This window comes from Stutzerimonas urumqiensis (genome assembly GCF_003640395.1).
GTDB classification, from domain to species: domain Bacteria; phylum Pseudomonadota; class Gammaproteobacteria; order Pseudomonadales; family Pseudomonadaceae; genus Stutzerimonas; species Stutzerimonas urumqiensis.
The window spans coordinates 549103-574412 of sequence record NZ_RBZQ01000001.1; the positions used below are offsets into that span (position 1 = coordinate 549103).

The window sequence follows — 25310 nt, forward strand, 5'->3', positions numbered from 1 at the left end:
GTTAAGGATTCCTCTTGAGCAAGACGCTGCAAGCCATCCGGGGCATGAACGACATCCTCCCGGGGCAAACGCCGATCTGGCGTTACCTGGAAAATACCTTTGCGCAATTGCTGAGCAGCTACGGTTATCAGGAGATCCGGCTGCCGATTCTCGAATTCACCGAGCTGTTCGCGCGCGGTATTGGCGAAGGCACCGATGTAGTCGACAAGGAGATGTACACCTTCCGCGACCGCAACGACGAGTCGCTTACCTTGCGTCCCGAAGGTACGGCTGGTTGCGTGCGTGCGGTGCTCGAGCATGGCCTTGCCGGCGGTGGGCAGGTGCAGAAGCTCTGGTACGCCGGTCCGATGTTTCGCTATGAGAAGCCTCAGAAGGGGCGGTATCGCCAGTTCCACCAGATCGGCGTCGAGGTGTTCAACCTGCCCGGGCCGGACATCGATGCCGAACTCATCGGGCTGACCGCTCGGCTATGGCGGCAGCTCGGTTTCGGCGAGTCGGTGCGCCTGGAGCTCAACAGCCTCGGCTCCCCAGAGGCGCGCGCCAATTATCGGGCGGCGCTGGTCGCTTATCTCGAACGGCACGTCGACCAACTGGATGAAGACAGCCAGCGGCGCCTGACGACCAACCCGCTGCGAATCCTCGACAGCAAGGTGGCCACGACACAGGCCGTGCTGGCGCAGGCACCGCTCCTGCAGGACTACCTGGACGATGAATCGCGTGCCCATTTCGATGGCTTGCGCGCGCGGCTCGATGCGATGGGCATCGCCTATGTGGTCAACCCCAAGCTGGTTCGTGGTCTGGATTACTACGGGCGTACGGTGTTCGAGTGGGTGACCGATCGCCTCGGTGCCCAGGGCACGGTCTGTGCCGGTGGGCGTTATGACGGGCTGGTCAGCCAGTTTGGCGGCAAGCCCACGCCCGGCGTCGGTTTCGCCATGGGTATCGAGCGCCTTGTCCTGCTGCTGGAAACGCTCCAGCAGGTGCCGGCCACGCTCGAAGCCTCGCCACATGCGTTCATCTGTGCCTTTGGCGACGCTGCCGAACTGGCCGCAGCCGGCCTGGCGGAGCGTCTGCGCGATGCGTTACCTGGCTTGCGCCTGTTGGTCAATGCCGGGGGCGGCAGCTTCAAGAGCCAGTTCAAGAAAGCGGACAAGAGCGGTGCCCGATTCGCGCTGATTCTGGGCGACGACGAACTGGGCGCGCGCGTGGTAGGTTGCAAACCGCTGCGGGACGACGGCGAGCAGCAATCGATCGCATGGGATGCCCTCGGGGATTACCTCGCCCCCTGGGTGGCCTCGGTCGACGACAAGAACGAAGGAAGACACGAATGAACATGACCGAAGACGAACAACTGGCCCAGATCAAGGATTGGTGGCAGCGCAACGGCAAGCCGCTGCTGATGGGCGTGGTGCTGGCGCTGGTGCTCGTGCTCGGCTGGCAGGCTTGGCGCAACCATCAGCAGCAGCAGGCACATGAGGCGTCCATGCTCTATCAGGAACTGCTCACCAAGGTACTGAGCGGAACCGATCTCGACCTAGCGGAAATAGCCCGCCTGGGTAACACCCTGAAGGAGCAGCACGGCGGGACGCACTATGCGCAGTTCGGCGCGCTGTTCCTGGCCAAGGTGGCGGTCGAATCGGGCGATCTCGACGAAGCGGCCTCCACGCTCGACGCACTGGTCAAGGAGCCCGCCGGCCCGACCATCGAAGAGCTGGCCAGGCAGCGCCTGGCCGCGGTGCTGGCGGCGCAAGGCAAGACCGAGGAAGGCCTGAAACTGCTCGATGGGCAGGCGCCAACGGCGTACCAGGCCAGCCGCGAGGAACTTAGGGGCGATCTGCTGGTTCAGCTCGGTCGTCTCGACGACGCGCATGCGGCCTATGTCAAGGCCAAGGCAGCCCTGTCCGAAGAAGCGGCGGTGGGCGGCTTGCAATTGAAACTCGACGATCTGGCTCGGGGAGAGGCATAACGTGAAGGGCTGGAAAGTAGCGGCACTGTTGTCCCTGGCTGCGATCGCCGCCGGCTGCAGCAGCAATAGCAGCAAGGAACCGGAGCCAAGCGAGCTGGTTGAGTTCGAGCACGAAGTTCAGCTCGATGAGCAGTGGAGCCGATCGATCGGTGAAGGACAGGGGGAAACCTACAACCGCCTGATGCCAGTGGTGTATGGCGACCAGCTGTACGTCACCGACGTGGAAGGGCTCGTCGTCTCGATCGACCGCGAGAGCGGCAAGGTCAACTGGAAAGTCGAACTGGATGAACCGGTGTCCGGCGGTGTCGGCGCCGGCTACGGCCTGGTGCTGGTCGGCACCATGAATGGGGACGTCATCGCGCTGGACGTCGCCGATGGCACGAAAAAGTGGCGGGCCTCGGTGGGCAGCGAGGTGCTGTCCGCACCGGCCATCAACGGCGACATCGTGCTGGTGCAGACCCAGGACGACACGCTGGTAGCGCTCGAGGCCGATAGCGGCGAGCGGCGCTGGAGCTATGAAAGCTCTCCCGCGGTTCTGACCCTGCGCGGTACCGGTGCGCCGCTGCTGACCAACCAGCTGGCCATCGCCGGGCTCTCGACGGGCAAGGTGATCGCACTCGATACCCGCCGCGGCCTGCCGGTCTGGGAGCAGCGCATCGCCATCCCGCAGGGCCGATCCGAACTCGAGCGCATCGTCGATATCGACGGGACCTTGCTGCAATCGGGTGGCAAGCTGTACGTCGTCACCTTCCAGGGGCGCGCCGCGGTTCTCGACCTAGAATCCGGTCGCATTCTGTGGCAGCGGGACGCATCCAGCGCGTCGGGCACGGCGCTTGGTTACGGCAGCGTGTATCTGAGCCTGGCCGACGGCACCGTACAGGGTATCGACGAGCGCTCGAACACCGTGCTGTGGTCCAACGATCAGCTGGCGCGGCGCCAGCTCTCCGGCCCGGAGGTTTTCTCCAGCTATGTGGTCGTGGGCGACAAGGAAGGTTACCTGCATCTGCTCAGCCAGGTGGATGGCCGTTTCGTCGGTCGGACGCGCGTCGACAGTTCGGGCATACGTGCCCGGGCGGTGGTGGAAGGTGACTGGCTCTACGTCTATGCCAATGACGGTTCGCTCGTCGCCTACACCCTTCGCTGACGCTCGGCTCGGGGCCGTGCGCCCGGAGCCTGTTGCAGTTGCTACCGGCCGCTGATCACAGCGGCCGTCTTCTTTTCGATTGCCTGATGTGGAGAGCCGTATGGTTCCCGTAATTGCCCTGGTCGGCCGCCCCAACGTGGGCAAGTCGACCCTGTTCAACCGCCTGACCAAAAGCCGTGACGCCATCGTGGCCGAATATGCCGGCCTCACGCGCGATCGCCAGTACGGTGAGGCCAAGTGGCAAGGGCGCACCTATATCGTCATCGACACGGGCGGTATCTCCGGCGACGAAGTGGGCATCGATGCGAAGATGGCCCAGCAGTCGTTGCAGGCGATCGAGGAAGCCGATGCCGTGCTGTTCATGGTGGATGCACGGGCGGGCATGACCGCGGCCGATCAGTCCATCGCCGAGCATCTGCGGCGGCGCAACAAGCGCTGCTTCCTGGTCGTCAACAAGGTCGATACGGTCGATCCCGAGCTTGCCCGCGCGGAGTTCAGCCCCCTCGGACTCGGAGATGCCTTGCCCATCGCGGCGGCCCACGGGCGTGGTATCAATCCGATGCTTCAGGAGGCGCTCGGTATATTCCCGAAGGACGCCGAGACGGTTCCGCAGGACGAGGTGCTCGACGGGGAGGTGCACGAAGGTGCAGAGGCGACGGAGCAAGGCGGGGCGCCCAGTCGTATTCCGGGGCCTAGCGAGCGTGACGGCATCAAGATCGCCATCATCGGTCGGCCGAACGTGGGCAAGTCGACCCTGGTGAACCGCATGCTGGGTGAAGAGCGCGTGATCGTCTTCGACCAGGCCGGCACTACGCGCGACAGCATCTACATTCCGTTCGAGCGTGACGAGGAGAAGTACACCCTCATCGATACCGCCGGTGTGCGTCGCCGGGGAAAGATATTCGAAGCGGTCGAGAAGTTCTCGGTGGTCAAGACGCTGCAGGCGATCCAGGACGCCAACGTCGTCGTGTTCGTCATGGATGCGCGCGAAGGCGTGGTCGAGCATGACCTCAATCTGCTCGGCTTCGTCCTCGAAACCGGCCGCGCGCTGGTCATCGCGCTGAACAAGTGGGACGGCATGGAGGCGTCCGAGCGTGACTACGTGAAGACCGAGCTGCAGCGGCGGCTGTTCTTCGTGGATTTCGCCGACATCCATTTCATTTCCGCGTTGCACGGTACCGGCGTCGGCCATCTGTACAAGTCGGTCCAGGATGCTTTCCGCTCGGCCGTGACCCGTTGGCCGACCAGCCGCCTGACGCAGATCCTCGAGGACGCCGTCCAGGATCACCAGCCGCCGATGGTCAACGGTCGCCGGATCAAGCTGCGCTACGCCCACCTGGGCGGTGCCAACCCGCCGCTGATCGTGATCCACGGCAACCAGGTCGATGCGGTGCCCAAGTCCTATACGCGCTACCTGGAAAACACCTTCCGCCGGGTGTTGAAGCTGGTCGGCACGCCGATCCGCATCGAATACAAGGGTGGCGAGAACCCGTACGAAGGCAAGAAGAACAAGCTCACCGAGCGGCAGGTCAACAAGAAGCGACGCCTGATGAGCCACCACAAGAAAGCGGAGAAGAAGCGCAAGGACAAACGCTAAGGCGGGTGATGCCCGTCGGTAGGCATTCAATCTTCGATCACTTTGCAGATGGCGACCGAGATGCTCGAGAGCAAGCTACCCACCGTCGGTACCACGATTTTCACCACCATGTCGCAATTGGCTGCCCAGGCCGGTGCGCTGAACCTGTCGCAGGGGTTCCCCGATTTCGATGGGCCAGAGGCCCTGCGCGAGGCGGTTTGCCGGCACCTGATGGCAGGCGGCAATCAGTACGCGCCGATGACCGGGCTGCCGGCGCTGCGCGAGCAGGTCGCGGTGAAGGTGGCGCGCTTCTATGGTCGCTCGGTGAGCGCGGACCAGGAAATCACCATCACGCCCGGAGCCACGCAGGCGATCTTCTGCGCCATCCAGGCGGTGCTGCGGCCGGGTGACGAAGCGATCGTCTTCGACCCGTGTTACGACAGCTACGAGCCTTCGATCCGTCTGGCCGGTGCCAGCTGCATCCACCAGGCGCTGACGCTTCCTGATTTCTCCATCGACTGGCAGCGCCTGGCCGATGCGATCAATCCGCGTACGCGGCTGATCGTGCTGAACACGCCGCACAACCCCAGCGGCGCCCTGTTGAGCACGGCAGACCTGGATCGCCTCGCCGATCTGGTGCGCGGGCGAGACCTGTACATCCTCAGCGACGAAGTCTACGAGCACCTGGTGTACGAGGGCGCCGAGCATGCCAGCGTGCTTCGCCACGCGGAGCTGTACGAGCGGGCCTTCGTGATCAGCTCGTTCGGCAAGACCTACCACGTCACCGGCTGGAAAACCGGTTATGTCGTGGCGCCGCCTGCGCTCACCGCCGAGTTGCGCAAGATTCACCAGTACGTGAGTTTCACCGCGGTCACGCCCTTGCAAGGCGGCCTGGCCGAGTTCATGGCCGCGCATCCCGAGCACCTGGACGAGCTGCCCGGTTTCTATCAGGCCAAGCGCGATCTGTTCTGCTCGTTGCTGGAGGGCTCACGCTTTTCGTTCCGACCGGCCGCCGGCACCTACTTTCAGCTCGCGGATTACTCGGCGATACGTCCCGACCTGGATGACGTCGCCATGGCCCGCTGGCTGACGCTGGAACATGGGGTGGCTTCGATCCCGATTTCAGTGTTCTACCAATCCCCTCCGGCCGAGGCCAGGCTGGTTCGCTTCTGTTTCGCCAAGCGCGAGGACACCTTGCGCGAAGCGGCTCGCAGGCTGTGTGCGATTTGAAGGAGAGCGTGGCATGAGCAAGCCGAATCTCGAGATTGCGCTGATCCAGACGACCCTGGCCTGGCATGACGCCGAGGCCAACCGTGAGCACTTCGCCGGGCTGCTGGATCACGCCACCGGTGCGGATCTGATCGTTCTGCCGGAAATGTTCAGCACCGGCTTCAGCATGGAGTCGAACGAGCTGGCCGAGGATGCGGGGGGACCGACCACCGGCTGGCTGCTCAAGCAGGCGGCACGGCTCGAAGCGGTAGTGACCGGAAGCATCATCGTCCGGGCGGCCGATGGGCGCTGTTTCAATCGCCTGTTGTGGGCGCGGCCGGACGGTAGCCTGGCTCACTACGACAAGCGCCATCTGTTCCGCATGGCGGGCGAGCACAAGCACTTCAGTGCCGGCGATCGGCAGGCACTGTTCGAGGTCAAGGGCTGGCGCGTGCGGCCGCTGGTTTGCTACGACTTGCGCTTCCCGGTCTGGAGTCGCGACCCGCACAACACCGATCTGCTGCTCTACACCGCGAACTGGCCGGCGGCGCGTCGCCAGCACTGGAATCGTCTGCTCCCGGCGCGCGCCATCGAAAACCTGTGCTACGTGGCGGCCGTCAACCGGGTGGGTACGGACGGCAACGGGCACGCCTATGCCGGCGACAGCCAGGTGCTCGATGCCGAAGGCGAATGCCTGCTACAGGCCGGCGCGGGCGATGGCGTGCACCGCGCGACCTTGTCGGCGCACGCGCTCGCGGACTACCGCGAACGCTTCCCGGCCTATCGCGACGCAGACGCCTTCAATCTGCTCTAGCGCGCCAATCGTCAGGCGTCGGCCTTCAGCGACGCCATGTCGATCACGAAGCGGTACTTCACGTCACTGCGCAGCATCCGCTCGTAGGCCTGGTTGATATCCCGGATGTCGATCATCTCGATATCCGCGACGATCCCGTGCTGGGCACAGAAATCCAGCATGTCCTGCGTCTCCTGAATGCCGCCGATCAGCGAGCCGGCAATGCGGCGCCGCTTGAAGATCAGGCCGAACACACTGGGCGAGGGATGCGGCGAGGCGGGGGCGCCGACCAGCGTCATGGTGCCGTCGCGCTTGAGCAGCGCGATGAAGGGGTCGAGGCTGTGCGGCGCCGCAACGGTGTTCAGGATGAAGTCCAGGCTGTTGGCGTGTGCCGCCATCTGCGCCTTGTCTTTCGACACCACGACCTCGGCGGCGCCGAGGCGCAGGGCATCTTCGGTCTTGTCCGGCGAGGTGGTGAACAGCACGACATGGGCGCCCATCGCCGCGGCGATCTTCACGGCCATGTGGCCCAGCCCGCCGAGGCCGACCACGCCGACCTTCTGGCCGGGGCCGACGTTCCACTGCCGCAGCGGCGAGTAGGTCGTGATGCCGGCACACAGCAGCGGCGCGACGGCTGCCAGGTTCTCCGTGTGGCTGACCCGCAGGACGTATTGCTCGTTGACGACGATATGGTCCGAATAACCGCCGAGGGTGTTCTCGCTGCCACCGAAGGCCGAGCCGTTGTAGGTCCCGATGAAGCCGTTCTCGCAGTATTGCTCGAGGCCTTCGCCGCAGGAGGCGCAGTGGCGGCAGCTGTCGACCAGACAGCCGACACCGGCGACATCGCCAACCTTGAACGCGCTGACGGCCGATCCCACCGCGCTGACGCGACCGACGATCTCGTGGCCCGGAACGGACGGGTAGAGCGTGTTGTTCCACTCGTTGCGGGCGGTGTGCAGGTCCGAATGGCAGACGCCGCAATAGAGGATCTGGATCTGCACGTCGTGCGGGCCGACATCGCGGCGCGAGAATGCGTAGGGGACGAGTGGCGAACTCGGGTCGTGGGCGGCGTAACCGATGGCGTTGCTCATGGCGGCTCCTTGATGGTCACTGGGAAAGACCGTCGATCATAGGAGCAGATTCGGCAGGACCGGTTGCACGATCCTGCCGACGCCTAGCGCGTTCCTGTCGGCGCGCGTCGACACGTGGCGAGGCCGCGCAAGGCCCCGCCGAGGGTTCAGGCGGCTTTCGCCTGCGCTTCGCGTACCGCGCGGTTCAGTGCGCTGAACAGGGCACGGATGCTGGCGGTGGTGATGTTTTCGTCGATTCCGATGCCGTGCAGCGGCCGCTCGCCCTCCAGGCGAATTTCGAGATAAGCCGCAGCCCGCGCCTGGGTACCCGAGCCGATCGAATGCTCGTGGTAATCCATGATTTCGACTTTCAGCGGCAAGCCGGCGACCAGCGCTTCCAGCGGACCTTTGCCGATGCCGCGCCAATGCTGGGGCTCGCCGTCGACGAGCACGTCCACTTCGACCGCCGAGGTCCCGTTCTCTTCCTGCAACCGGTGGCTCTTCAGGCCGTAGGGTGCGGTGGCGTGCAGGTACTCGCTTTCCAGCAAGCCGTAGATCTGCTGGGCGGTCATCTCCAGCCCGAGGCGATCGGTCTCCCGCTGCACGACCTGGCTGAATTCGATCTGCATGCGGCGCGGCAGGCTGATGCCGTATTCCTGCTCCAGCAGGTAGGTAATGCCGCCCTTGCCGGACTGGCTGTTGACGCGGATGACGGCCTCATAACTGCGGCCGATGTCCGCCGGGTCGATTGGCAGGTACGGCACTTCCCAGAGCGCATCGGCCTGCTGCTGGGCGAATCCCTTGCGAATCGCATCCTGGTGCGAACCGGAGAAGGCGGTGTGTACGAGGTCGCCGACATAGGGATGGCGCGGGTGCACCGGCAACTGGTTGCATTCCTCGACCACCTTGCGCACGGCATCGATGTCGGAGAAGTCCAGCTGCGGATCGATGCCCTGGGTGTAGAGGTTGAGCGCGACGGTCACCAGGTCGACGTTGCCGGTCCGCTCGCCATTGCCGAACAGGCAGCCTTCGACCCGGTCGGCGCCAGCCATCAGGCCCAGTTCCGTGGCGGCGACGCCAGTGCCGCGGTCGTTGTGGGTATGCAGGCTGATCAGCACCGAATCGCGCTTGTGGATGTGGCGGCCGAACCATTCGATCTGGTCGGCGTAGATGTTCGGCGTCGCGGCCTCGATGGTCGCCGGCAGGTTGAGAATCAGCTTTTGCGCTGGCGTCGGCTGGAAGACCTCGATCACCGCGTTGCAGACTTCGACGGCGAAGTCGGTCTCGGTGGAGCTGAACACTTCCGGCGAGTATTCGAACCGCCAGCTCGTTTCGGGGCGGGCGTCGGCCAGGCGCTTGATGACGCGGCCGGCTTCGACCGCGATCTGCTTCACGCCGGCCTTGTCCTGGTTGAACACGATCTTGCGGAAGCTCGGCGCGGTGGCGTTGTAGTAGTGAACGATCGCCTGACGTGCGCCCCTGAGCGATTCGAAGGTGCGTTCGATGAGATCCTCGCGGGCCTGCGTGAGCACCTGGATGGTGACGTCCTCGGGAATATGGCCGCCTTCGATCAGCTCGCGCACGAAATCGAAGTCGGTTTGCGAAGCCGAGGGGAAGCCGACTTCGATCTCCTTGAGGCCGACCTGCACCAGGGTCTTGAAGAAGCGCATCTTCTTCTCGGCATCCATCGGCTCGATCAACGACTGGTTGCCATCGCGCAGGTCCGAACTCAGCCAGATCGGTGCCTGGGTGATGGCCTTCGATGGCCAGGTGCGATCCGGGATAGCGATGGGAGCGAAGGCACGGTATTTGATCGAGGGGTCTTTGAGCATGGTCATGGCGATGTCCTGGGCTGGCGCTTAGGCTGCTTGCCGCATGAATCGCGGTGGAGCAAGCCGTGCAATGGGGTAAAGGTAGGGCGAGCCTCGGGTTGCTTGCAACACTGTGGATAAATTTGGAGGTTCGTTGCGCTGTTTGCTGGTTATCAGCAGAAAATTGCGGAATCGAGCTTTGCTTTAGCGTTGAATGCTCAGCCCGCATGGCGACCACGTGTCGCGTCGCGTTTGCCACCGTGCATGCCATCATGCGCCCACCTTATTGGACGTCTTCGTAGAAGGATCGCCGGTGACCCGCAGGCATCGTTCCGCTCTGAGCATCTGGCTTGGCCTGTTCGCCATGCTGATGATTCATGCCGGGCCGCTGATCTCTGCGTTCCAATTCCCGTCCGCTCGGCCTTCGTCGGTGACGGGCGAACATCACCACCACCCGATCGCGACGGGCGAGCGGGCCAGCGTTTCGATCGCGCACCATCCTGCCTCGGCATCCGTCGGCGGCCAGCCCGCTTGGCTGGAGGCCCTGGCGCTCTGCGGCTACTGCGAGTTGCTGACGCACAACCCGCCGCTGAGCCTCTCGCTCGATCTCACGGTGCCGCATTACCGGCCCGCATTTGCCCATTGGCTGCCGGTCGAGCCGTTGCCGCGCCTGCGCCTGTACATAGTCCGGCAGCCGCGCGCACCCCCTGCATTCCACGGTTGATAACCAGGGCCGCCTTCGCCGCGGCGATCGTCATCTTCGTGGAAACTACCCATGCACAGCCATTTCGCTTGCGGCATCACGCCGACTCGCCTTTTTGTTGCCCCTTTTATGCCCCATGCCAGCCGCTGCCGCTGGTCGTTCGCCCATCTCGCCTTCATCGGCTTGCTCGTCATCGGTCCGGTACTGGCCGACGAGGCGTCGCATCCGTCCCACCATTTGCCTGCGCCGGTGGTCCTTTCCCCGCTGGTGGTGACAGGCGTCGCGCCCGACTCCCCGCTCAAGGTGGTGACGGACCCCGGCTTGCCCCGTCAGCCGGTGCCGGCCAGCGATGGCGCCGATTACCTGAAGACCATTCCCGGCTTCTCGGCCGTGCGCAATGGCGGCGTGAACGGCGATCCCGTCTTTCGCGGCCTCTTCGGCTCGCGCCTCAAGCTCCTCAGCAACGGCAGCGAAATGCTCGGCGCCTGCCCCAACCGCATGGATTCGCCGGCGTCCTACATCAGTCCTGAAAATTTCGATCGGTTGGTCGTCATCAAAGGACCGCAAAGCGTGCTCTGGGGGCCGGGCGCATCCGCCGCGACGGTGCTGTTCGAACGCGAGCCGGAGCAGTTCGCCGAGCCCGACTGGCGCCTCGATGCGAGCCTGCTGACCGGTTCCAACGGGCGGCTCGACCGGATCATCGACGCCGCCGCCGGGAACGAGCAGGCCTATGCGCGCCTGATGGCCAACAGCTCGCAAGCGGACGATTACCAAGACGGCAATGGCGACACGGTGCCGTCACGTTTCGACAAATGGAACACGGACATCGCGCTTGGCTGGATGCCCGATGCCGACACGCTGATCGAGCTCACCGCCGGCCGGGGCGATGGCGAGGCGCGCTACGCCGGTCGCGGAATGGATGGTGCCCAGTTCACTCGGGAGAGCCTGGGGCTGCGCTTCGAAAAGACCGGCCTGGGCGACACCTTTCAGGGGCTGGAAGGGCAGCTGTACTACAACTACGCCGACCACATCATGGACAACTACAGTCTGCGCGACTTCGTCCCCAGCGCGATGATGCCGGTACCGGTGCTGTCGCGAGTCGATCGACGCACCCTCGGCGGGCGGTTGATCGGCACCTGGCAATGGTCCGACATCGAACTCAAGGGCGGGGTGGACGCCCAGCGCAGCGAGCACCGCAAGGCCATGAACCCGGCGCTCGCCGTCAACCAGATGACGCCCGCCGCCGGCAGCGACGCGCTGCCCTGGGTGCCCGATGCGGTACTGCACAGCTATGGGCTGTTCGGCGAGCTGGAGTGGACGCTCGACACCCATCGCTCGCTCATCGGCGGGCTGCGGCTGGACCTGGCCGAGGCGACCGACGAGCGCGATTTCTTCCGCAGCCAGCATCCGACGCTGAAAAACATGATGGGCATGCCGGTCAGCCAGGACTGGGCCAACCCCACCCATGGGCAGACTCGCCGTGAGCTGCTGCACAGCGGCTTCCTGCGCGTCGAAGAGCGGCTGGAGGATCTGCCGGCGAGCTGGTACCTGGGTGTCGGGCATGTCGAGCGCTTCCCTGACTACTGGGAGCTGTTCGTCTCCAACCCGGGGCCGGTCGGCACTGAGCAGCCGTTCGACTCGGTGCGCCCGGAAAAGACCACGCAGCTCGACGTCGGTCTGCAATACCGCCGCGGACTGCTGGATGCCTGGGTGTCGGCCTATGCCGGCGTGGTCGAGGATTACATCCTGTTCACCTATGTGCCCGGCGCGATGGCCAACAGCGTGCGTGCCGAGGTGAGCAACATCGACGCAACCATCGCCGGTGCCGAGATGGGCGCCAGCTATCGCTTCACCCGTCATTGGAAGGGCGATGCCAGCCTGGCCTACGCCTGGGGTGAAAACCGGAGCCAGGGCCGGGCATTGCCACAGATTCCGCCGCTGGAAGGGCGGCTCGGACTCGGTTACACGCGGGACGACTGGAGCGTCACCGGTCTCTGGCGTCTGGTGGCCGAGCAAGGGCGGATCGCCGAAGGCCAGGGCACCGTGGTCGGCAAGGATTTCGATGAAAGTGCCGGGTTCGGCGTGCTGTCGCTCAACGGCGCCTACCGTGCGAGCCAGACGGTCAAGCTCAGTGCCGGCGTCGACAACCTGCTGGACAAGACCTACAGCGAGCACCTCAACCTGGCCGGCAGCGCCGGGTTCGCCGATTACGGGCTGGACGTGACCCGGCGGATCAACGAGCCGGGCCGTACCTATTGGGCGCGGGTCGACCTGAGTTTTTGAAGGCAAGGGAGGGCGAGCCGCTGCGGCTCGCCCGTTCAGCGAATGAATTCGCGGCTGATGGTCCGGAACCGTTCGGTGCCGGCCCGCTCCAGCCATTCGAAGGCGACCATCTCGCGCGACACGATCACCGCACCCGCCTGCCGCATGCGGGCCAGCGCCAAGGCCTTGTCGGCGGGGCGGCGCGAGCCGACACCTTCCTCGACGACGAACACCTGGCGGCCTCGCCCGAGCAGGTCGAGGACGGTCTGCAACACGCAGACGTGCGCTTCGCAGCCGCAGACGATGAACTGCGCACGCTCGCCGCCTGGCCGCTCGAACAACGCATCGTCGCCTGCCGCGGAGAAGTCCAGCTTTTCCAGGATCGCCTGCTCGTCGACTCCGTCGCGCAGGGCCGGCACGGTCACACCCAGCCCCTTGCTGTATTGCTCGGTGAGCAGCACCGGGACATCCAGGTGCCGGGCGATCCGTTGCAGCCAATGGCTGTGTTCGATGACCGACTGCCCGTCCTCGATAACGGGCAGCAGGCGTGTCTGCAAATCGACGATCAGCAGGCTGGACTGTTCGGCTCGGATGCGCATGGTGCCTCGCGATCAGGGACGGTATTCGCCAATGAAAATGGACGGGTCGACGCGGGCGTCGTTCAGGCTGACGTTCCAGTGCAGGTGTGGGCCGGTCGCACGGCCGGTCGAGCCGACCTTGCCGATCACCTCGCCACGCTGCACGGCGTCACCTTCGGCGACGGCGATGCTGGACAGGTGGCAGAACATGCTGACCAGCCCCTGGCCATGATCGACGAACACCGTCTTGCCGTTGAAGAACAGGTTGTCGACGAGCGTGATCCGCCCATCCGCCGGCGCTTTCACCGGCGTGCCGGCCGGGACGGCGAAATCGAGCCCGGAGTGCGGGTTGCGTGGCTCGCCGTTGAAGAAGCGGCGCAGGCCAAAGGGCGACGACAAAGGCCCCTCGACCGGCTTGTCGAACAGCAGGTTGCTGGGCTGGTCCGGTCGAAAATTGCGATACGCCTCGGTCTGTTTCGCCAGTTCCCGCTCGATGCGCTCGAGGTCATCGGGGTTGGGATCGACCTGGCGCTGATTCTTCAGCGTGATGTGCTGGGCGCGGTACTCGCGCGGGCCGACCTCGAAACTGCGCGGCTCGCCGTCGACCTGTGCCAGCTCGCTGCCGGGCGTGACGTCGAGCGGTATGCCGATGATCGCGATCCAGCGCTTGCCGTCCTCGCGAACGACCAGCACCGGGCGGTCGTTGTAGGTCACCCGCGGCGCGTTCGCCCCTTCGCCGAGCTCCAGCACGGCCACGCCGCCGGGCACCGGCTTGTGCAACAGACGGGTGATGAAGCCCTCGGCGTGGAGCGGGGCGGCGATGACGAGCGTGACGAGCAGCAGGACAAGGGAACGGAGCATCGCAAGCATCCAGGCCGGGCTGCTCAGAGCAGCGGGAGGGTGATCGGGTCGGTGTGGTTGTCTTCGACCCGGACATGCAGGCGCCCGTCGCCCAGCCGCGCTTCCAGGCGTTGGCCGGGCTGGGTTTGCTCGGCGCGGCGGATCGCGTGGCCGCGCTCGTCGAGCAGGATGCTGTAGCCGCGGCCCAGCGTCGCCAGCGGGCTGACGATGTTCAAGGTCTGGCCGAGGCTTTGCAGGCGCTGGCGTTGTTGTCGCAGGTTGGCTTGCATGGCGCGTGGCAGGCGGGCATCGAGCGTGGCGAGGCGCTGGCGCAGCAGGTTCAGGCTGCGGCCCGGATGCTGCGCGGCGAGGCGGGTTTCGAGACGAGCGAGCCGTTCGTGACCCGCGCAGAGATGGCGGTCCAGGGCGCGTAGCAGCCGTTGCTCGAGGTCATCGATGCGCTGCGCCTGTTGCTGCAAGCGCTCACCGGGATGGCGCAGGCGACGCGCCAGGCCATCCAGCCTCAGGCCATCGCGCCGCAGCCGTTCCCGGGTGCAGTGCAGCAGGCGCCGGCGCAGCATTTCCAGTCGCTGCTCGAGATCGCCGGCATGGGGCGCCAGCAGTTCGGCGGCAGCACTCGGCGTGGGCGCACGGACATCGGCGACGAAATCGGCGATGGAAACGTCCGTCTCATGGCCGACGGCACTGACGAGCGGCGTGCGGCACCCGGCGACGGCGCGCGCCACCGCTTCCTCGTTGAAGCACCACAGGTCTTCGAGCGAGCCGCCGCCGCGCGCCAGGATGAGCGCATCGAAGCCTTGTGCGTCGGCAAGCGCGAGCGCCCGAACGATCTGCCTGGTCGCCTCGCGGCCCTGCACGGCGGTGGGGATCAGCGACAGCTCGACATGCGGCGCGCGCCGGCGGAACACGCTGATGATGTCGCGAATCACCGCGCCGGTCGGCGAGCTGATGATGCCGATCCGGCGCGGATGGGCGGGCAGGGCACGCTTGCGCTCGGTGGCGAACAGGCCTTCGGCGGCGAGCTTTTCCTTGAGGGCCTCGAAGGCCAGCCGCAAGGCGCCGTCTCCGGCGGGTTCGACGTTGTCGAGGATCAATTGATAGTCGCCGCGCCCTTCGAACAGCGAGACCTTGCCGCGCACGCGTACGGCGAGGCCATCGCGCAGCGCCTGGCGCACCCGCTGCGCGTTCTGGCGAAACAGGGCGCAACGCACCTGGGCGTTGCCGTCCTTCAGCGTGAAATAGACGTGGCCGGAGGCCGGTCGAGCGAGGTTGGACAGCTCGCCCTCGACCCACACCTGAGCGAACACGTCTTCCAGCAGCATGCGGGCGCGCCCGTTGAGCTGCGAGACGGTCAGGACTTCGCGATCGAGATTGAGGCGCTGGAAGGGGTCGGTAAGCATGCCGGCATCATAGCCGGGCCGGGCGGGTGGCCGAAACCGGCACACCCGCCTCTCGCGTCAGCGGTTGACCGTGCCCAGGCGCAGGAAGCGGGTTTCCCCGCTGGCATCCTCGACGCCGTCGTTATCGGTCACCACGTAGAGCTGGCCGCTCCGGTCGACCGCGGCGCCTTCGACTTTATCGACGACCCAGCCGCCCGTGTTCTTGAGCGCCGGCAGCAGGTCGCGCTCCAGGCGCTTGGTCACGACCGGAAAGGCGTGGCCCTCCGTGGCGGGCTGCAGGCCGCCCAGGTCGATGCGGTAAAGCCGCTTGACCTGCGCCTGCGGACCCTGACGGTTGTCTCGCTCGAGTACCAGGAATTCGCCATTGCCCAGCGCCGTCAACTCCGACAGGCCGACCCAGCCGCCGTCCGGCGCCGCCTCGAGCGGGTAATGGAAGAACGCCCAGTCGCCGGTGCGCGCGTCGAACACGCCGATGCGGGCCAAGCCGTCCGGGTCGTTCTTCCATTCGCGCTGGAAGGCGACATAAGCCCGTTCCTGCGACTCGTCGGGCGCGACGGCGACCCCTTCGAAGCCATTGCTGGTCTGTTGCGCGGCGACGGCGTCCGGCAACGGGTATTCCGCCAGCACCGTGCCGTCGCGACCGGTATGCACCAGCAGGTTGGGCCGATCCTTGCCGTTGCCTTCCGAGGCGAGCCAGAAGCTGCCGTCGCTGCGTTGGGCGATGCCCTCGAGATCGTAGTCGAGGGTCGCGCCGTTCTTGCGCAGTTCGATTTCGCCCTCGATCACCGCAGGCGTCGACTGGCTGTCGATGCGATAGATGCGCGAGGCGCGGTAGTAGCTATCCGGCACGGCATAGAGCTGACCGGCGGCGAGTGCGTCGGCCGTGAGACCGCTCAGCGCGCCCCACGGGATCAGTTGGTCCTCGCGCGAGCGGATCTCCGGATACGGCGCCCGCTCGGCGCTCAGCCGGTAGATCGACAGCGTGGAGCGATAGCCGTCGTCTGCCGAGTCTTCTTCGCTGCTGGCCACGAACAGGTTGCGGCCGGGGATGGGCAGCAAGCCCTCCGGCCCGACGCCGGCGGGCAACAGCTGATGCAGGCGGGGTGCCCAGGGGCGCGCGAGGTCGTAGACGGCCACGGCGTTGCCGCGCTCGCTGCCGACGAACAGATAGTGCTGGCGACCGTAACGTGCGCTGGCGACGCCCTCCGGTTCGATGCCCTTGTTCTCGGAGCGGCTCTCCGGGTAGTGGCCGGCCCGGATGAAGGCCTGCTCGAGCGACGAACCGGCCTCGTAGCGCAGGCCGCCCAGCGGATCGAACAGACTGAAGCTGCGACTGCCGCCTTCGATGCCGTCGGCATCCTCGTAGTCGCCTTCGTTGGCGGTCGCCAGCAGCGGGCCGGCCCAGGCGATGGCATCGGGCTCGCGACGCCGGTCCGACAGCACTTGCAGCGGCTGGATGCGATCGTCCTCCTCGGTGTCGACGCCGTTGAGCGAGACGGCACCGGCGCTGAAGTCGTTGATGAGCCGGCCGCGGCGCAGGTCGACCAGGGCGATGTGATTGTTTTCCTGCAGGGTGACCGCGGCGATGTCCAGGTCATTGATGCTGACGTACTCGGGCTCGGGATCGTTCGGCGCGATCTCGGACAGCCCGTCCAGCGAAACCTGGCGCGTTTTCCAGGTGCTCGGAGCGCCCTTGAGGTCGATCACGACGAGGTAGCCGCCGGGCAATTGCGGGATCAGGCCGTCGTTCAGGTCTTCGTCCCGCTCGTTTTCGATCGCCACCGCGGCGAACCGGCCGCTCGGTGCGACGGCGACCGAATCGGGCTGGCCGCCGAGGGGCAGGTCGGCGATGCGCTGCGGTGACGACGGATCGCGGATATCGAACACGGCCAGCACGCCGTCCGGCTGGCTGTGGCTCGTCGAGCGATTGATCGCGACCAGCGCGTAATGCCGGTGCACGGCGACCGAGGTCGGTTCGCCTTCGAGCGCGACGAAACCGAGCGGGCGAGGCGCCTCGGGGTGCGTGATATCGACCAAGCCGAGTCGCTCGGACGGGCTGTCGGTATAGAGAAGGGTTGTGCCGTCCTCGCTGGCCGCGGTGATTTCGGCCGCGGTCTGCCGACTCGGGTCTTCCTGGGCGGGCAGGTTGCGGTACACCGGAAAGGTCGCGATGCGTTCGAAGTAGCGCTCGACCGATGGTGCGGCGAGGGAAACGCCCCACGGCGTGGTCGAGAGTGCAAGCAGCAGTCCGAGAGCGATGGGGCGGCGGGCGAAGCGGGGAGCGGTCATACGAGCCTCTGTTCGGCGAAGGGAAGGGCTGGTGGCGTCAGGCTACCGACCGTCGCTTACAGGCAGATGACGCCCGCCGCGGTACCGCCGCCGAATCGGCCGTTATCCGCGAGTGGCTGCATTGAGCCGTCATCCTCCGGCCGGTATAATGCCGCGCTTCCTTTTTCCCGCCTGGGAGCCCCGCCATGCTGCGCATCAGCCAAGAAGCCCTGACCTTCGACGACGTCCTCCTAATACCGGGTTATTCCGAAGTCCTGCCCAAGGACGTGAGCCTCAAGACCCGCCTGACCCGCGGTATCGAGCTCAACATTCCGCTGGTCTCGGCCGCGATGGACACCGTCACCGAAGCGCGCCTGGCCATTGCGATGGCGCAGGAAGGCGGCATCGGCATCATCCACAAGAACATGGGCGTCGAGCAGCAGGCGGCCGAGGTGCGCAAGGTCAAGCGCCACGAAACGGCGATCGTGCACGACCCGGTGACCATTTCCCCGGATACCAAGATCAGCGAACTGCTGCGCAAGGCCAACGAGCTGGGCTTTTCGGGCTTCCCGGTGGTGGCCAATGGCGAGGTGGTCGGCATCGTGACCGGCCGCGACCTGCGCTTCACGCCGAATGCCGGCGATTCCGTGGCGGCGATCATGACCCCGCGGGACAAGCTGATCACCGTGCTCGAGGGCACCGGGCTCGAAGAGATCAAGGCCAAGCTGTACGAGCATCGGATCGAGAAGATGATCGTCGTGGACAAGAACTTCCACCTTCGCGGGCTGGTGACCTTCCGCGACATCGAAAAAGCCAAGACCTACCCGCTGGCCTCGAAGGATGGCCAGGGACGCCTGCGCGTCGGGGCGGCGGTCGGCACCGGCGCCGACACCAGTGAGCGCGTCGAGGCCCTGGCGGCGGCTGGCGTCGACGTGATCGTGGTCGACACCGCGCATGGTCATTCCCGCGGCGTGATCGAGCGGGTGCGCTGGGTGAAGGAGAACTTCCCGGACGTCCAGGTGATCGGCGGCAACATCGCTACCGCCGAAGCGGCGCTGGACCTGGTCAAGGCAGGCGCCGACGCCGTGAAGGTCGGCATCGGCCCGGGTTCGATCTGCACGACCCGCATCGTCGCCGGTGTCGGCGTGCCGCAGATTTCCGCGATCGCAAACGTTTCCGCCGCGCTGGAAGGTACGGGCGTGCCGATGATCGCCGATGGCGGCATCCGCTTCTCCGGCGACCTGTCCAAGGCCATCGTCGCGGGCGCCAACGCCGTGATGATGGGATCGATGTTCGCCGGTACCGAAGAAGCGCCGGGCGAGATCGAACTGTTCCAGGGCCGCTCCTACAAGGCTTACCGAGGAATGGGCTCGCTGGGCGCCATGTCCCAGGCCCAGGGCTCCTCGGATCGCTATTTCCAGGATTCGTCCGCCGGTGCGGAGAAGCTGGTGCCCGAGGGCATCGAGGGCCGTGTGCCGTACAAGGGCTCGCTGTCGGCGATCATCCATCAGCTGATGGGCGGCCTGCGCGCCTCGATGGGCTACACCGGCAGCGCGACCATCGACGAGATGCGCACCCGGCCGCAATTCGTGCGCATCACCGGCGCCGGCATGGCCGAGTCCCACGTGCATGACGTGCAGATCACCAAGGAAGCGCCGAACTACCGGGTCGGCTGATCCAACTCGATCGACAGGCGCTGGAAGCTGGAAGCTAGAAGCTTGAAGTCGCGACTTCGGGCCTCTGCTTCCAGCTTCTGGCTTTCAGCTTCAAGCTTTTTTCGAAGGAAAGCCCCATGTCTCACCCCGACATCCATGCCCACCGCATCCTGATTCTCGACTTCGGTTCGCAGTACACCCAGCTCATCGCCCGCCGCGTGCGGGAGCTGGGCGTCTACTGCGAGCTGCATCCGTTCGACATGGACGAAGAGGCGATTCGCGAATTCGCGCCGCGCGGCATCATCCTGGCCGGCGGGCCGGAGTCGGTGCACCAGGCGGGCAGCCCGCGCGCGCCGCAGGTGGTTTTCGATCTTGGCGTGCCGCTGTTCGGCATCTGCTACGGCATGCAGACCATGGCCGAGCAGATGGGGGGCAAGGTGGCCGGATCGGATGTTCGTGAGTTCGGCTATGCGCGCGTCGATCTGGTGGGTAAATCGAAGCTGTTCGACGGCATCGAAGACCATATGGACGACGATGGCGTGTTCGGTCTCGACGTCTGGATGAGCCACGGCGACAAGGTCAGCGCGCTGCCGGAAGGCTTCCACATCATCGCCAGCACGCCGAGCTGCGCGATCGCGGCGATGGGCGACGAGGCGCGCGCCTACTACGGCGTACAGTTCCACCCGGAAGTGACCCATACCAAGCAGGGCGGGCGCATCCTGTCGCGCTTCCTGCTCGAGATCTGTGGCTGCGAAGCGCTGTGGACGCCGTCGAACATCGTCGAGGACCTGGTCGCCCAGGTTCGCGCGCAGGTGGGCAATGCCAACGTGCTGCTCGGGTTGTCCGGCGGGGTCGACTCCTCGGTGGTCGCCGCGCTGCTGCACAAGGCGATCGGCGACCAGCTGACCTGCGTGTTCGTCGACAACGGCCTGCTGCGCCTGCACGAAGGCGACCAGGTGATGGCGATGTTCGCCGAGAACATGGGCGTGAAGGTGATTCGCGCCGATGCCGAGGCGCAGTTCCTGAACAACCTCGAAGGCGAGGCGGACCCGGAGAAGAAGCGCAAGATCATCGGCCGCACCTTCATCGACGTGTTCGATGCCGAGGCCAGCAAGCTGAACAACATCCAGTACCTCGCCCAGGGCACGATCTACCCGGACGTCATCGAATCGGCCGGCGCCAAGAGCGGCAAGGCGCACGTGATCAAGTCGCACCACAATGTCGGCGGCCTGCCCGAGGAGATGAACCTCAAGCTGGTCGAGCCGTTGCGCGAGCTGTTCAAGGACGAAGTGCGCAAGATCGGCCTCGAACTCGGCCTGCCATACGACATGGTCTACCGCCATCCCTTCCCGGGACCGGGGCTCGGTGTGCGCATCCTCGGCGAAGTGAAGAAGGAATACGCCGACCTGCTGCGCCGTGCCGACGACATCTTCATCAGCGAACTGCGCAAGGCCGACTGGTACCACAAGGTCAGCCAGGCGTTCGTCGTCTTCCAGCCGGTCAAGTCGGTCGGCGTGGTTGGCGATGGCCGCCGCTACGCCTGGGTCGTCGCGCTGCGCGCGGTGGAAACCATCGATTTCATGACGGCACGCTGGGCACACCTGCCTTACGAGCTGCTGGAAAAGGTCTCCAACCGCATCATCAACGAAATCGACGGCATTTCACGCGTGACCTACGACGTGTCGAGCAAGCCGCCGGCGACGATCGAGTGGGAATGATGATCGACCGCCGAGCGATACGAGCTTGTGTGCTCGTATCGCTCGTCAGCCTGCCGCCAGAGCAGGTGTTCACCAGAGCCTGATGGGCCGCCTTGCAGTTTCAGGAGACCCGAATGTCCATTACCCGTAGACAAGTACTCGCCGGCCTGGCCGGTCTGGGCGTGGTTGGCCTAGGTGCGACGGCCGGGGTGCGTTATTGGCTCGGTCGGCCGCTGTTCGCCGACACGCATGACTACGAGCTGATCGCCGCCCCGGCGGATCTTGAGCTGGTGCCGGGCCACCAGACGCCCGCCTGGACCTATGGCGGACAAGCGCCCGGACTGGAGTTGCGCTCGCGCCAGGGCGATTGGCTGCGGGTGCGCTTCATCAATCACCTGCCCGAGCCGACCACCATTCACTGGCACGGCATCCGCCTGCCGCTGGAGATGGACGGGGTGCCCTACGTCTCGCAGTTGCCCGTCCTGCCGGGCGAATACTTCGACTACCGTTTCCTCACGCAGGATGCCGGGACCTTCTGGTACCACCCGCATACCAGCAGTGCCGAGCAACTGGGGCGTGGGCTGGTGGGGCCGCTGATTGTCGAAGAGGCGCAACCGACCGGCTTCGAACATGAACGGACGCTTGGCCTGAAGACCTGGCACGTGGATGAGCAGGGCGCCTTCACCGATTTCAGCGTGCCGCGGCAGGCTGCCCGGGAGGGTACGCGCGGCCGCCTGACGACCATCAACGGCGAGCGTCTGCCGGTGTTGGAGCTGCCGGCCGGCCATGTGGTGCGCCTGCGGATCCTGAATCTGGACAACACGGTCACCTACCGACTGAACCTGTCCGAGGGCGACGCCCGGCTTTATGCCCTGGATGGCAACCCCATCGCGCCCCGTCCGCTGGGCAAGGAGTACTGGCTCGGTCCGGGGATGCGGATAGACCTGGCACTTCGCGCGCCGGACGACGGGCGGGAGATATCCCTGCGTAACGGCCCGCTGCGGCTGGCGACGCTTCGCGGCCTGGCAACGTCGCAACCTGCCGGCGACTGGCCCGCGCCGTTGCCGCCGAATCCGCTCTCCGAACCTGACCTGCAGACGGCCGAGACGCTGTCGTTCAATTTCGAGTGGGCCGGCGCGCTGTCCAGTCCGGTGAAGACAGGCGGATTCACCTTCTGGCAAATCAATGGGCAGGCCTGGGACATCAATGACAAAACCTGCGCCGATCGGCCGATCGCCCGCCTCAAGCTGGGCCAGAGTTACCTATTCGAGCTGCGCAACATGGCGCAGTACCAGCATCCGATTCACCTGCACGGCATGAGCTTCAAGGTGCTGGCTTCGAACCGGCGAAAGATCGAGCCCTATTTCACCGACACCTATCTGCTCGGCAAGAACGAGACGGCCAAGGTGGCGCTCGTGGCGGATAATCCAGGCGTGTGGATGTTCCATTGCCATGTCATCGATCACATGGAGACCGGCCTGATGGCCGCCATCGAAGTGGTCTGAATCGAGCCTTTCCGCAGGTACGCCAGCCCGCGGCAGGCGAAGGAATCGGATGAAAAAGCCCCTGATCATCGACCGATCGCGCGACGAGCATTTCATGCGACTTGCCTTGGAGCAGGCGCGCCTGGGTGCAGAGCAGGGCGAGGTGCCTGTGGGGGCCGTGCTGGTCGCCGAGGGGCAGGTCGTCGGGATTGGCTTCAACTGTCCGATCATGACGCGCGATGCCAGCGCTCATGCGGAAATGGTCGCCATTCGGCGAGCCTGCGCGGCCGTCGAGAACTACCGTCTACCCGGCAGTACGCTCTACGTGACGCTGGAACCGTGCAGCATGTGCGCCGGGTTGATCGTCCACGCGCGGGTGCAGCGTGTCGTGTTTGGGGCGGCCGAGCCTCGGGCCGGGATGGCGATCAGCCGCGGGCGATTCTTCGAGCAGGGCTTTCTCAATCACCGTGTTCTGGTGGAAGGCGGGTTGCTCGCCGAAGAGTGCGGACAGGTGCTGACGGAGTTCTTCCGCCGCCGCCGTTGAGTGCGCCGGCTCAGCCGGCGCTGTAACGACGCACGCCGCTTTGCGGGACGGCCTCGTGTGCGGCGATGCTGCCCTGGCTGTGGAAGCACACCAGGTGATCGGCCGCGACGCGGATGCCGACTTCCTCGCCGGGCACGCAGTCGGTGTGGCTCGGGAAGATCGCCTCCAGCTCGGTTCCGGTTGCCAGGCAAAGGCGGTAGAGCGTCGCTGCGCCGAGGAAGGTCTTGCCGATGATCCGCGCCTTCAGTGCGCTGTCGGGCGCGTAGACGATGTCGTCGGGACGCAGCAGGACGTCGACCGAACTACCGGTCGGCCAGCTATAGGCGCGGTTACCGCTGATCGGACCGAGTTCGGTACGGACGGTCTCGGGCGCGCAGAGCTCGCCGCGTATGAAATAACCCTGGCCGATGAAGCTGGCGACAAAGGGTGTCAGCGGCTCATGGTAGAGGTTGTAGGGCGTGTCCCACTGCTCGAGGCGACCATCCTTGAACACGCCGACGTGATCACTGACGGCAAAGGCTTCCTCCTGGTCGTGGGTGACCAGGATGGCGCTGGTGCCGCGTGCCTTGAGGATGTCGCGCACCTCATGGCTCAGCCGTCGACGCAGTTCGCCATCGAGGTTGGAGAAGGGCTCGTCCAACAACAGGAGTTGCGGCTCGGGTGCCAGCGCCCGCGCCAGCGCGACGCGCTGCTGTTGACCGCCGGAGAGTTCGTGTGGGTAACGGCTTGCCAGCGAGCCCAGGTGCACCAGGTCCAGCAATTCGCGGACCTTGGCGTCGCGTTCCGGGTGTCGTCGAATGCCGAAGCCGACGTTCTCGGCAACGGTGAGGTGCGGAAACAAGGCGTAATCCTGGAACACCATGCCTACGCGGCGCTTTTCGGGCGCAAGGGTGAACCCTTCCCGAGACAGCACCGTGCCCGCCAGTTCGATGCTTCCCTGATGCACGGGCTCGAAGCCGGCGATGGCTCGAAGCGTGGTCGTCTTGCCGCAGCCGGAGGGGCCGAGCAGGCAGCCGATATCGCCACGATTGAGGCGCAGGTTGAGGTTCGCCACGACGCGCTGAGCGCCGTAGCCACAAGCGACGTCGCGCAGGGTGAGGACCGTTTCGTGGGTCATGCGTGGTGATAGGCCGGTTCGATGAGCAATTCCAGCAGGGCCTTCTGCACATGGAGGCGGTTTTCGGCCTGCTCCCAGGCGATGGAGCGCGGGTCATCCAGCAGATCGCAGCTGACCTCTTCGCCACGGTGAGCCGGCAGGCAATGCATGAACAGCACCTCGGGCGACGCCAGGTCGAGTAGTGAGCAGTCGACTTGATACGGACGGAACCGCTCCAGCCGCGCCTCGGCCTCGCCTTCCTGCCCCATCGATGCCCAGACATCGGTGCAGACGAGGTGGGCGCCGGCCACGGCTTCACGAGGATCGCGCACGAGCCGCACACGGTCGCGCGCCTGCGCGAGGAAGCGAGCCTCGGGCTCGTAGCCCTCGGGGCAGGCAATCGACAGCTCGAAATCGAACTGCATGGCGGCTTCTATGTAGGTGTTGCACATGTTGTTGCCGTCTCCGACCCAGGCAACCTTCTTGCCGGCGATGTCGCCGCGGCTCTCATGGAAGGTCTGCATGTCGGCTAGCAACTGGCACGGGTGCAGATCGTCGGACAGGCCGTTGATCACAGGTACTTTCGAATGACGAGCGAACTCGACCAGCGTGTCGTGCGCGAAGGTGCGGATCATCACCGCATCGAGCATGCTGGACATCACGATGGCGGAGTCGGCCACCGGTTCGCCACGTCCGAGCTGGGTGTCGCGCGGGGACAGGAAGATCGCTTGTCCGCCGAGCTGGATCATGCCCGCTTCGAAGGACAGGCGCGTACGGGTCGAGGCTTTCTCGAAAATCATGCCGAGCACGCGGTTTTTCAGCGGCTCGAAGAGCACGCCTCGCTTGCGCAGGTCTTTCAGCTCGATGCCGCGACGAATCAGAGCTTTCAGCTCATCGGGCGTGCCATCCAGTAGAGAAAGAAAATGCCTTGCGCTCACGTCGACTACCTTCATTTCTGCGGTTCCCGGGCGGAAAGCCGACGGCGCTCACTGCCTGGGAGCGGTGGGCCGTGAAAACGGGAAAGGCGCGATCTTATCGACAAATCGCGAACAGGCGCAATGCAACCGGGCTGGGCACCCGGGGGATGCGATTTCTGCCCGTGCCGGGGCTAAAACCGAGCATTCCGCTCGGTTAAGCGACCGGGCATCGCTCGGTTTCGCGTGTGAGTTCCGCTACAATCGCCCCGGTCGTGA

General features: G+C 65.5%; 20 protein-coding genes. 12 read left to right on the forward strand and 8 right to left on the reverse strand.

Features of this window, described 5'->3' with window-relative positions:
- Nucleotides 1-14: 14 nt before the first annotated feature.
- The 6 genes from hisS (at nt 15) to D7325_RS02855 (ending at nt 6709) form a co-directional block, all read left to right on the forward strand.
- A complete protein-coding gene (gene hisS / locus D7325_RS02830) occupies nt 15-1331 on the forward strand; it encodes a histidine--tRNA ligase (protein WP_120993855.1) in 1317 nt (438 codons plus the stop codon).
- Complete coding sequence (locus D7325_RS02835) at nt 1328-1966, forward strand: tetratricopeptide repeat protein (protein ID WP_120993857.1); 639 nt, start codon at nt 1328-1330, stop codon at nt 1964-1966. Before hisS ends, D7325_RS02835 begins: the two co-directional genes overlap by 4 nt.
- Nucleotide 1967: 1 nt before the next feature.
- Nucleotides 1968-3110, forward strand: coding sequence for an outer membrane protein assembly factor BamB (gene bamB / locus D7325_RS02840; RefSeq protein ID WP_120993859.1), 1143 nt, complete (start codon nt 1968-1970; stop codon nt 3108-3110).
- 100 nt (nt 3111-3210) lie between these two features.
- Nucleotides 3211-4707: a ribosome biogenesis GTPase Der gene (gene der, locus D7325_RS02845; RefSeq protein WP_120993861.1), complete on the forward strand. Its 1497-nt coding sequence runs from the start codon at nt 3211-3213 to the stop codon at nt 4705-4707.
- Nucleotides 4708-4767: 60 nt separating this feature from the next.
- Complete coding sequence (locus tag D7325_RS02850; RefSeq protein WP_120994126.1) at nt 4768-5916, forward strand: pyridoxal phosphate-dependent aminotransferase; 1149 nt, start codon at nt 4768-4770, stop codon at nt 5914-5916.
- Nucleotides 5917-5929: 13 nt separating this feature from the next.
- Nucleotides 5930-6709, forward strand: a complete 780-nt coding sequence (locus tag D7325_RS02855; RefSeq protein WP_120993864.1) for an amidohydrolase — start codon at nt 5930-5932, stop codon at nt 6707-6709.
- Nucleotides 6710-6720: 11 nt separating this feature from the next.
- Here D7325_RS02855 and D7325_RS02860 read toward each other — a convergent pair whose 3' ends face one another.
- Both D7325_RS02860 and leuA read right to left on the reverse strand, forming a co-directional pair.
- Nucleotides 6721-7779, reverse strand: coding sequence for an NAD(P)-dependent alcohol dehydrogenase (locus tag D7325_RS02860; RefSeq protein ID WP_120993866.1), 1059 nt, complete (start codon nt 7777-7779; stop codon nt 6721-6723).
- 146 nt (nt 7780-7925) lie between these two features.
- On the reverse strand, nt 7926-9596 hold the full coding sequence (gene leuA, locus D7325_RS02865; protein WP_120993868.1) for a 2-isopropylmalate synthase: 1671 nt from the start codon (nt 9594-9596) through the stop codon (nt 7926-7928).
- A gap of 286 nt (nt 9597-9882) precedes the next feature.
- On the opposite strand from leuA, the gene D7325_RS02870 reads away from it, so the two are divergent.
- Both D7325_RS02870 and D7325_RS02875 read left to right on the forward strand, forming a co-directional pair.
- The gene (locus tag D7325_RS02870; RefSeq protein ID WP_162987991.1) at nt 9883-10293 is read left to right on the forward strand and encodes a DUF2946 domain-containing protein; all 411 of its coding nucleotides are present in this window, start codon (nt 9883-9885) and stop codon (nt 10291-10293) included.
- 108 nt (nt 10294-10401) lie between these two features.
- Complete coding sequence (locus D7325_RS02875) at nt 10402-12555, forward strand: TonB-dependent copper receptor (RefSeq protein WP_120993870.1); 2154 nt, start codon at nt 10402-10404, stop codon at nt 12553-12555.
- A gap of 35 nt (nt 12556-12590) precedes the next feature.
- On the opposite strand, the gene D7325_RS02880 is transcribed toward D7325_RS02875, so the two are convergent.
- From D7325_RS02880 to D7325_RS02895, 4 genes are read right to left on the reverse strand one after another with little or no spacing between them, the layout of a single operon-like run.
- On the reverse strand, nt 12591-13133 hold the full coding sequence (locus tag D7325_RS02880) for a hydrolase (protein ID WP_120993872.1): 543 nt from the start codon (nt 13131-13133) through the stop codon (nt 12591-12593).
- Between the two features lie 12 nt (nt 13134-13145).
- On the reverse strand, nt 13146-13973 hold the full coding sequence (locus tag D7325_RS02885; protein ID WP_120993874.1) for a M23 family metallopeptidase: 828 nt from the start codon (nt 13971-13973) through the stop codon (nt 13146-13148).
- 23 nt (nt 13974-13996) lie between these two features.
- Nucleotides 13997-15373 (reverse strand): exodeoxyribonuclease VII large subunit, encoded by a 1377-nt coding sequence (gene xseA, locus D7325_RS02890; RefSeq protein WP_120993876.1) that lies wholly within the window; start codon nt 15371-15373, stop codon nt 13997-13999.
- A gap of 57 nt (nt 15374-15430) precedes the next feature.
- Nucleotides 15431-17662: an esterase-like activity of phytase family protein gene (locus tag D7325_RS02895; RefSeq protein WP_120993878.1), complete on the reverse strand. Its 2232-nt coding sequence runs from the start codon at nt 17660-17662 to the stop codon at nt 15431-15433.
- Nucleotides 17663-17847: 185 nt separating this feature from the next.
- Here D7325_RS02895 and guaB point away from each other — a divergent pair, with 185 nt between their 5' ends.
- The 4 genes from guaB (at nt 17848) to tadA (ending at nt 23021) form a co-directional block, all read left to right on the forward strand.
- Nucleotides 17848-19317: an IMP dehydrogenase gene (guaB, locus tag D7325_RS02900; RefSeq protein WP_120993879.1), complete on the forward strand. Its 1470-nt coding sequence runs from the start codon at nt 17848-17850 to the stop codon at nt 19315-19317.
- 116 nt (nt 19318-19433) lie between these two features.
- Nucleotides 19434-21014 (forward strand): glutamine-hydrolyzing GMP synthase, encoded by a 1581-nt coding sequence (gene guaA / locus D7325_RS02905; protein WP_120993881.1) that lies wholly within the window; start codon nt 19434-19436, stop codon nt 21012-21014.
- A gap of 113 nt (nt 21015-21127) precedes the next feature.
- Nucleotides 21128-22498, forward strand: a complete 1371-nt coding sequence (locus D7325_RS02910; RefSeq protein WP_120993884.1) for a multicopper oxidase family protein — start codon at nt 21128-21130, stop codon at nt 22496-22498.
- Between the two features lie 49 nt (nt 22499-22547).
- Nucleotides 22548-23021: a tRNA adenosine(34) deaminase TadA gene (gene tadA / locus D7325_RS02915; RefSeq protein ID WP_120993886.1), complete on the forward strand. Its 474-nt coding sequence runs from the start codon at nt 22548-22550 to the stop codon at nt 23019-23021.
- 10 nt (nt 23022-23031) lie between these two features.
- Here tadA and D7325_RS02920 read toward each other — a convergent pair whose 3' ends face one another.
- Complete coding sequence (locus D7325_RS02920; protein ID WP_120993888.1) at nt 23032-24138, reverse strand: ABC transporter ATP-binding protein; 1107 nt, start codon at nt 24136-24138, stop codon at nt 23032-23034.
- A complete protein-coding gene (gene argF, locus D7325_RS02925; protein WP_120994129.1) occupies nt 24135-25055 on the reverse strand; it encodes an ornithine carbamoyltransferase in 921 nt (306 codons plus the stop codon). The genes D7325_RS02920 and argF overlap by 4 nt, the downstream gene beginning before the upstream one ends.
- Nucleotides 25056-25310: the final 255 nt, after the last annotated feature.

Coding starts and splice junctions, on each gene's coding strand:
- D7325_RS02835 (WP_120993857.1), top strand. CDS start 1,328: ATGAACATGACCGAAGACGAACAACTGGCCCAGATCAAGGATTGGTGG.
- der (WP_120993861.1), top strand. CDS start 3,211: ATGGTTCCCGTAATTGCCCTGGTCGGCCGCCCCAACGTGGGCAAGTCG.
- D7325_RS02850 (WP_120994126.1), top strand. CDS start 4,768: ATGCTCGAGAGCAAGCTACCCACCGTCGGTACCACGATTTTCACCACC.
- D7325_RS02855 (WP_120993864.1), top strand. CDS start 5,930: ATGAGCAAGCCGAATCTCGAGATTGCGCTGATCCAGACGACCCTGGCC.
- D7325_RS02860 (WP_120993866.1), bottom strand. CDS start 7,779: ATGAGCAACGCCATCGGTTACGCCGCCCACGACCCGAGTTCGCCACTC.
- leuA (WP_120993868.1), bottom strand. CDS start 9,596: ATGACCATGCTCAAAGACCCCTCGATCAAATACCGTGCCTTCGCTCCC.
- D7325_RS02875 (WP_120993870.1), top strand. CDS start 10,402: ATGCCCCATGCCAGCCGCTGCCGCTGGTCGTTCGCCCATCTCGCCTTC.
- D7325_RS02880 (WP_120993872.1), bottom strand. CDS start 13,133: ATGCGCATCCGAGCCGAACAGTCCAGCCTGCTGATCGTCGATTTGCAG.
- D7325_RS02885 (WP_120993874.1), bottom strand. CDS start 13,973: ATGCTCCGTTCCCTTGTCCTGCTGCTCGTCACGCTCGTCATCGCCGCC.
- xseA (WP_120993876.1), bottom strand. CDS start 15,373: ATGCTTACCGACCCCTTCCAGCGCCTCAATCTCGATCGCGAAGTCCTG.
- D7325_RS02895 (WP_120993878.1), bottom strand. CDS start 17,662: ATGACCGCTCCCCGCTTCGCCCGCCGCCCCATCGCTCTCGGACTGCTG.
- guaB (WP_120993879.1), top strand. CDS start 17,848: ATGCTGCGCATCAGCCAAGAAGCCCTGACCTTCGACGACGTCCTCCTA.
- guaA (WP_120993881.1), top strand. CDS start 19,434: ATGTCTCACCCCGACATCCATGCCCACCGCATCCTGATTCTCGACTTC.
- D7325_RS02910 (WP_120993884.1), top strand. CDS start 21,128: ATGTCCATTACCCGTAGACAAGTACTCGCCGGCCTGGCCGGTCTGGGC.
- tadA (WP_120993886.1), top strand. CDS start 22,548: ATGAAAAAGCCCCTGATCATCGACCGATCGCGCGACGAGCATTTCATG.
- D7325_RS02920 (WP_120993888.1), bottom strand. CDS start 24,138: ATGACCCACGAAACGGTCCTCACCCTGCGCGACGTCGCTTGTGGCTAC.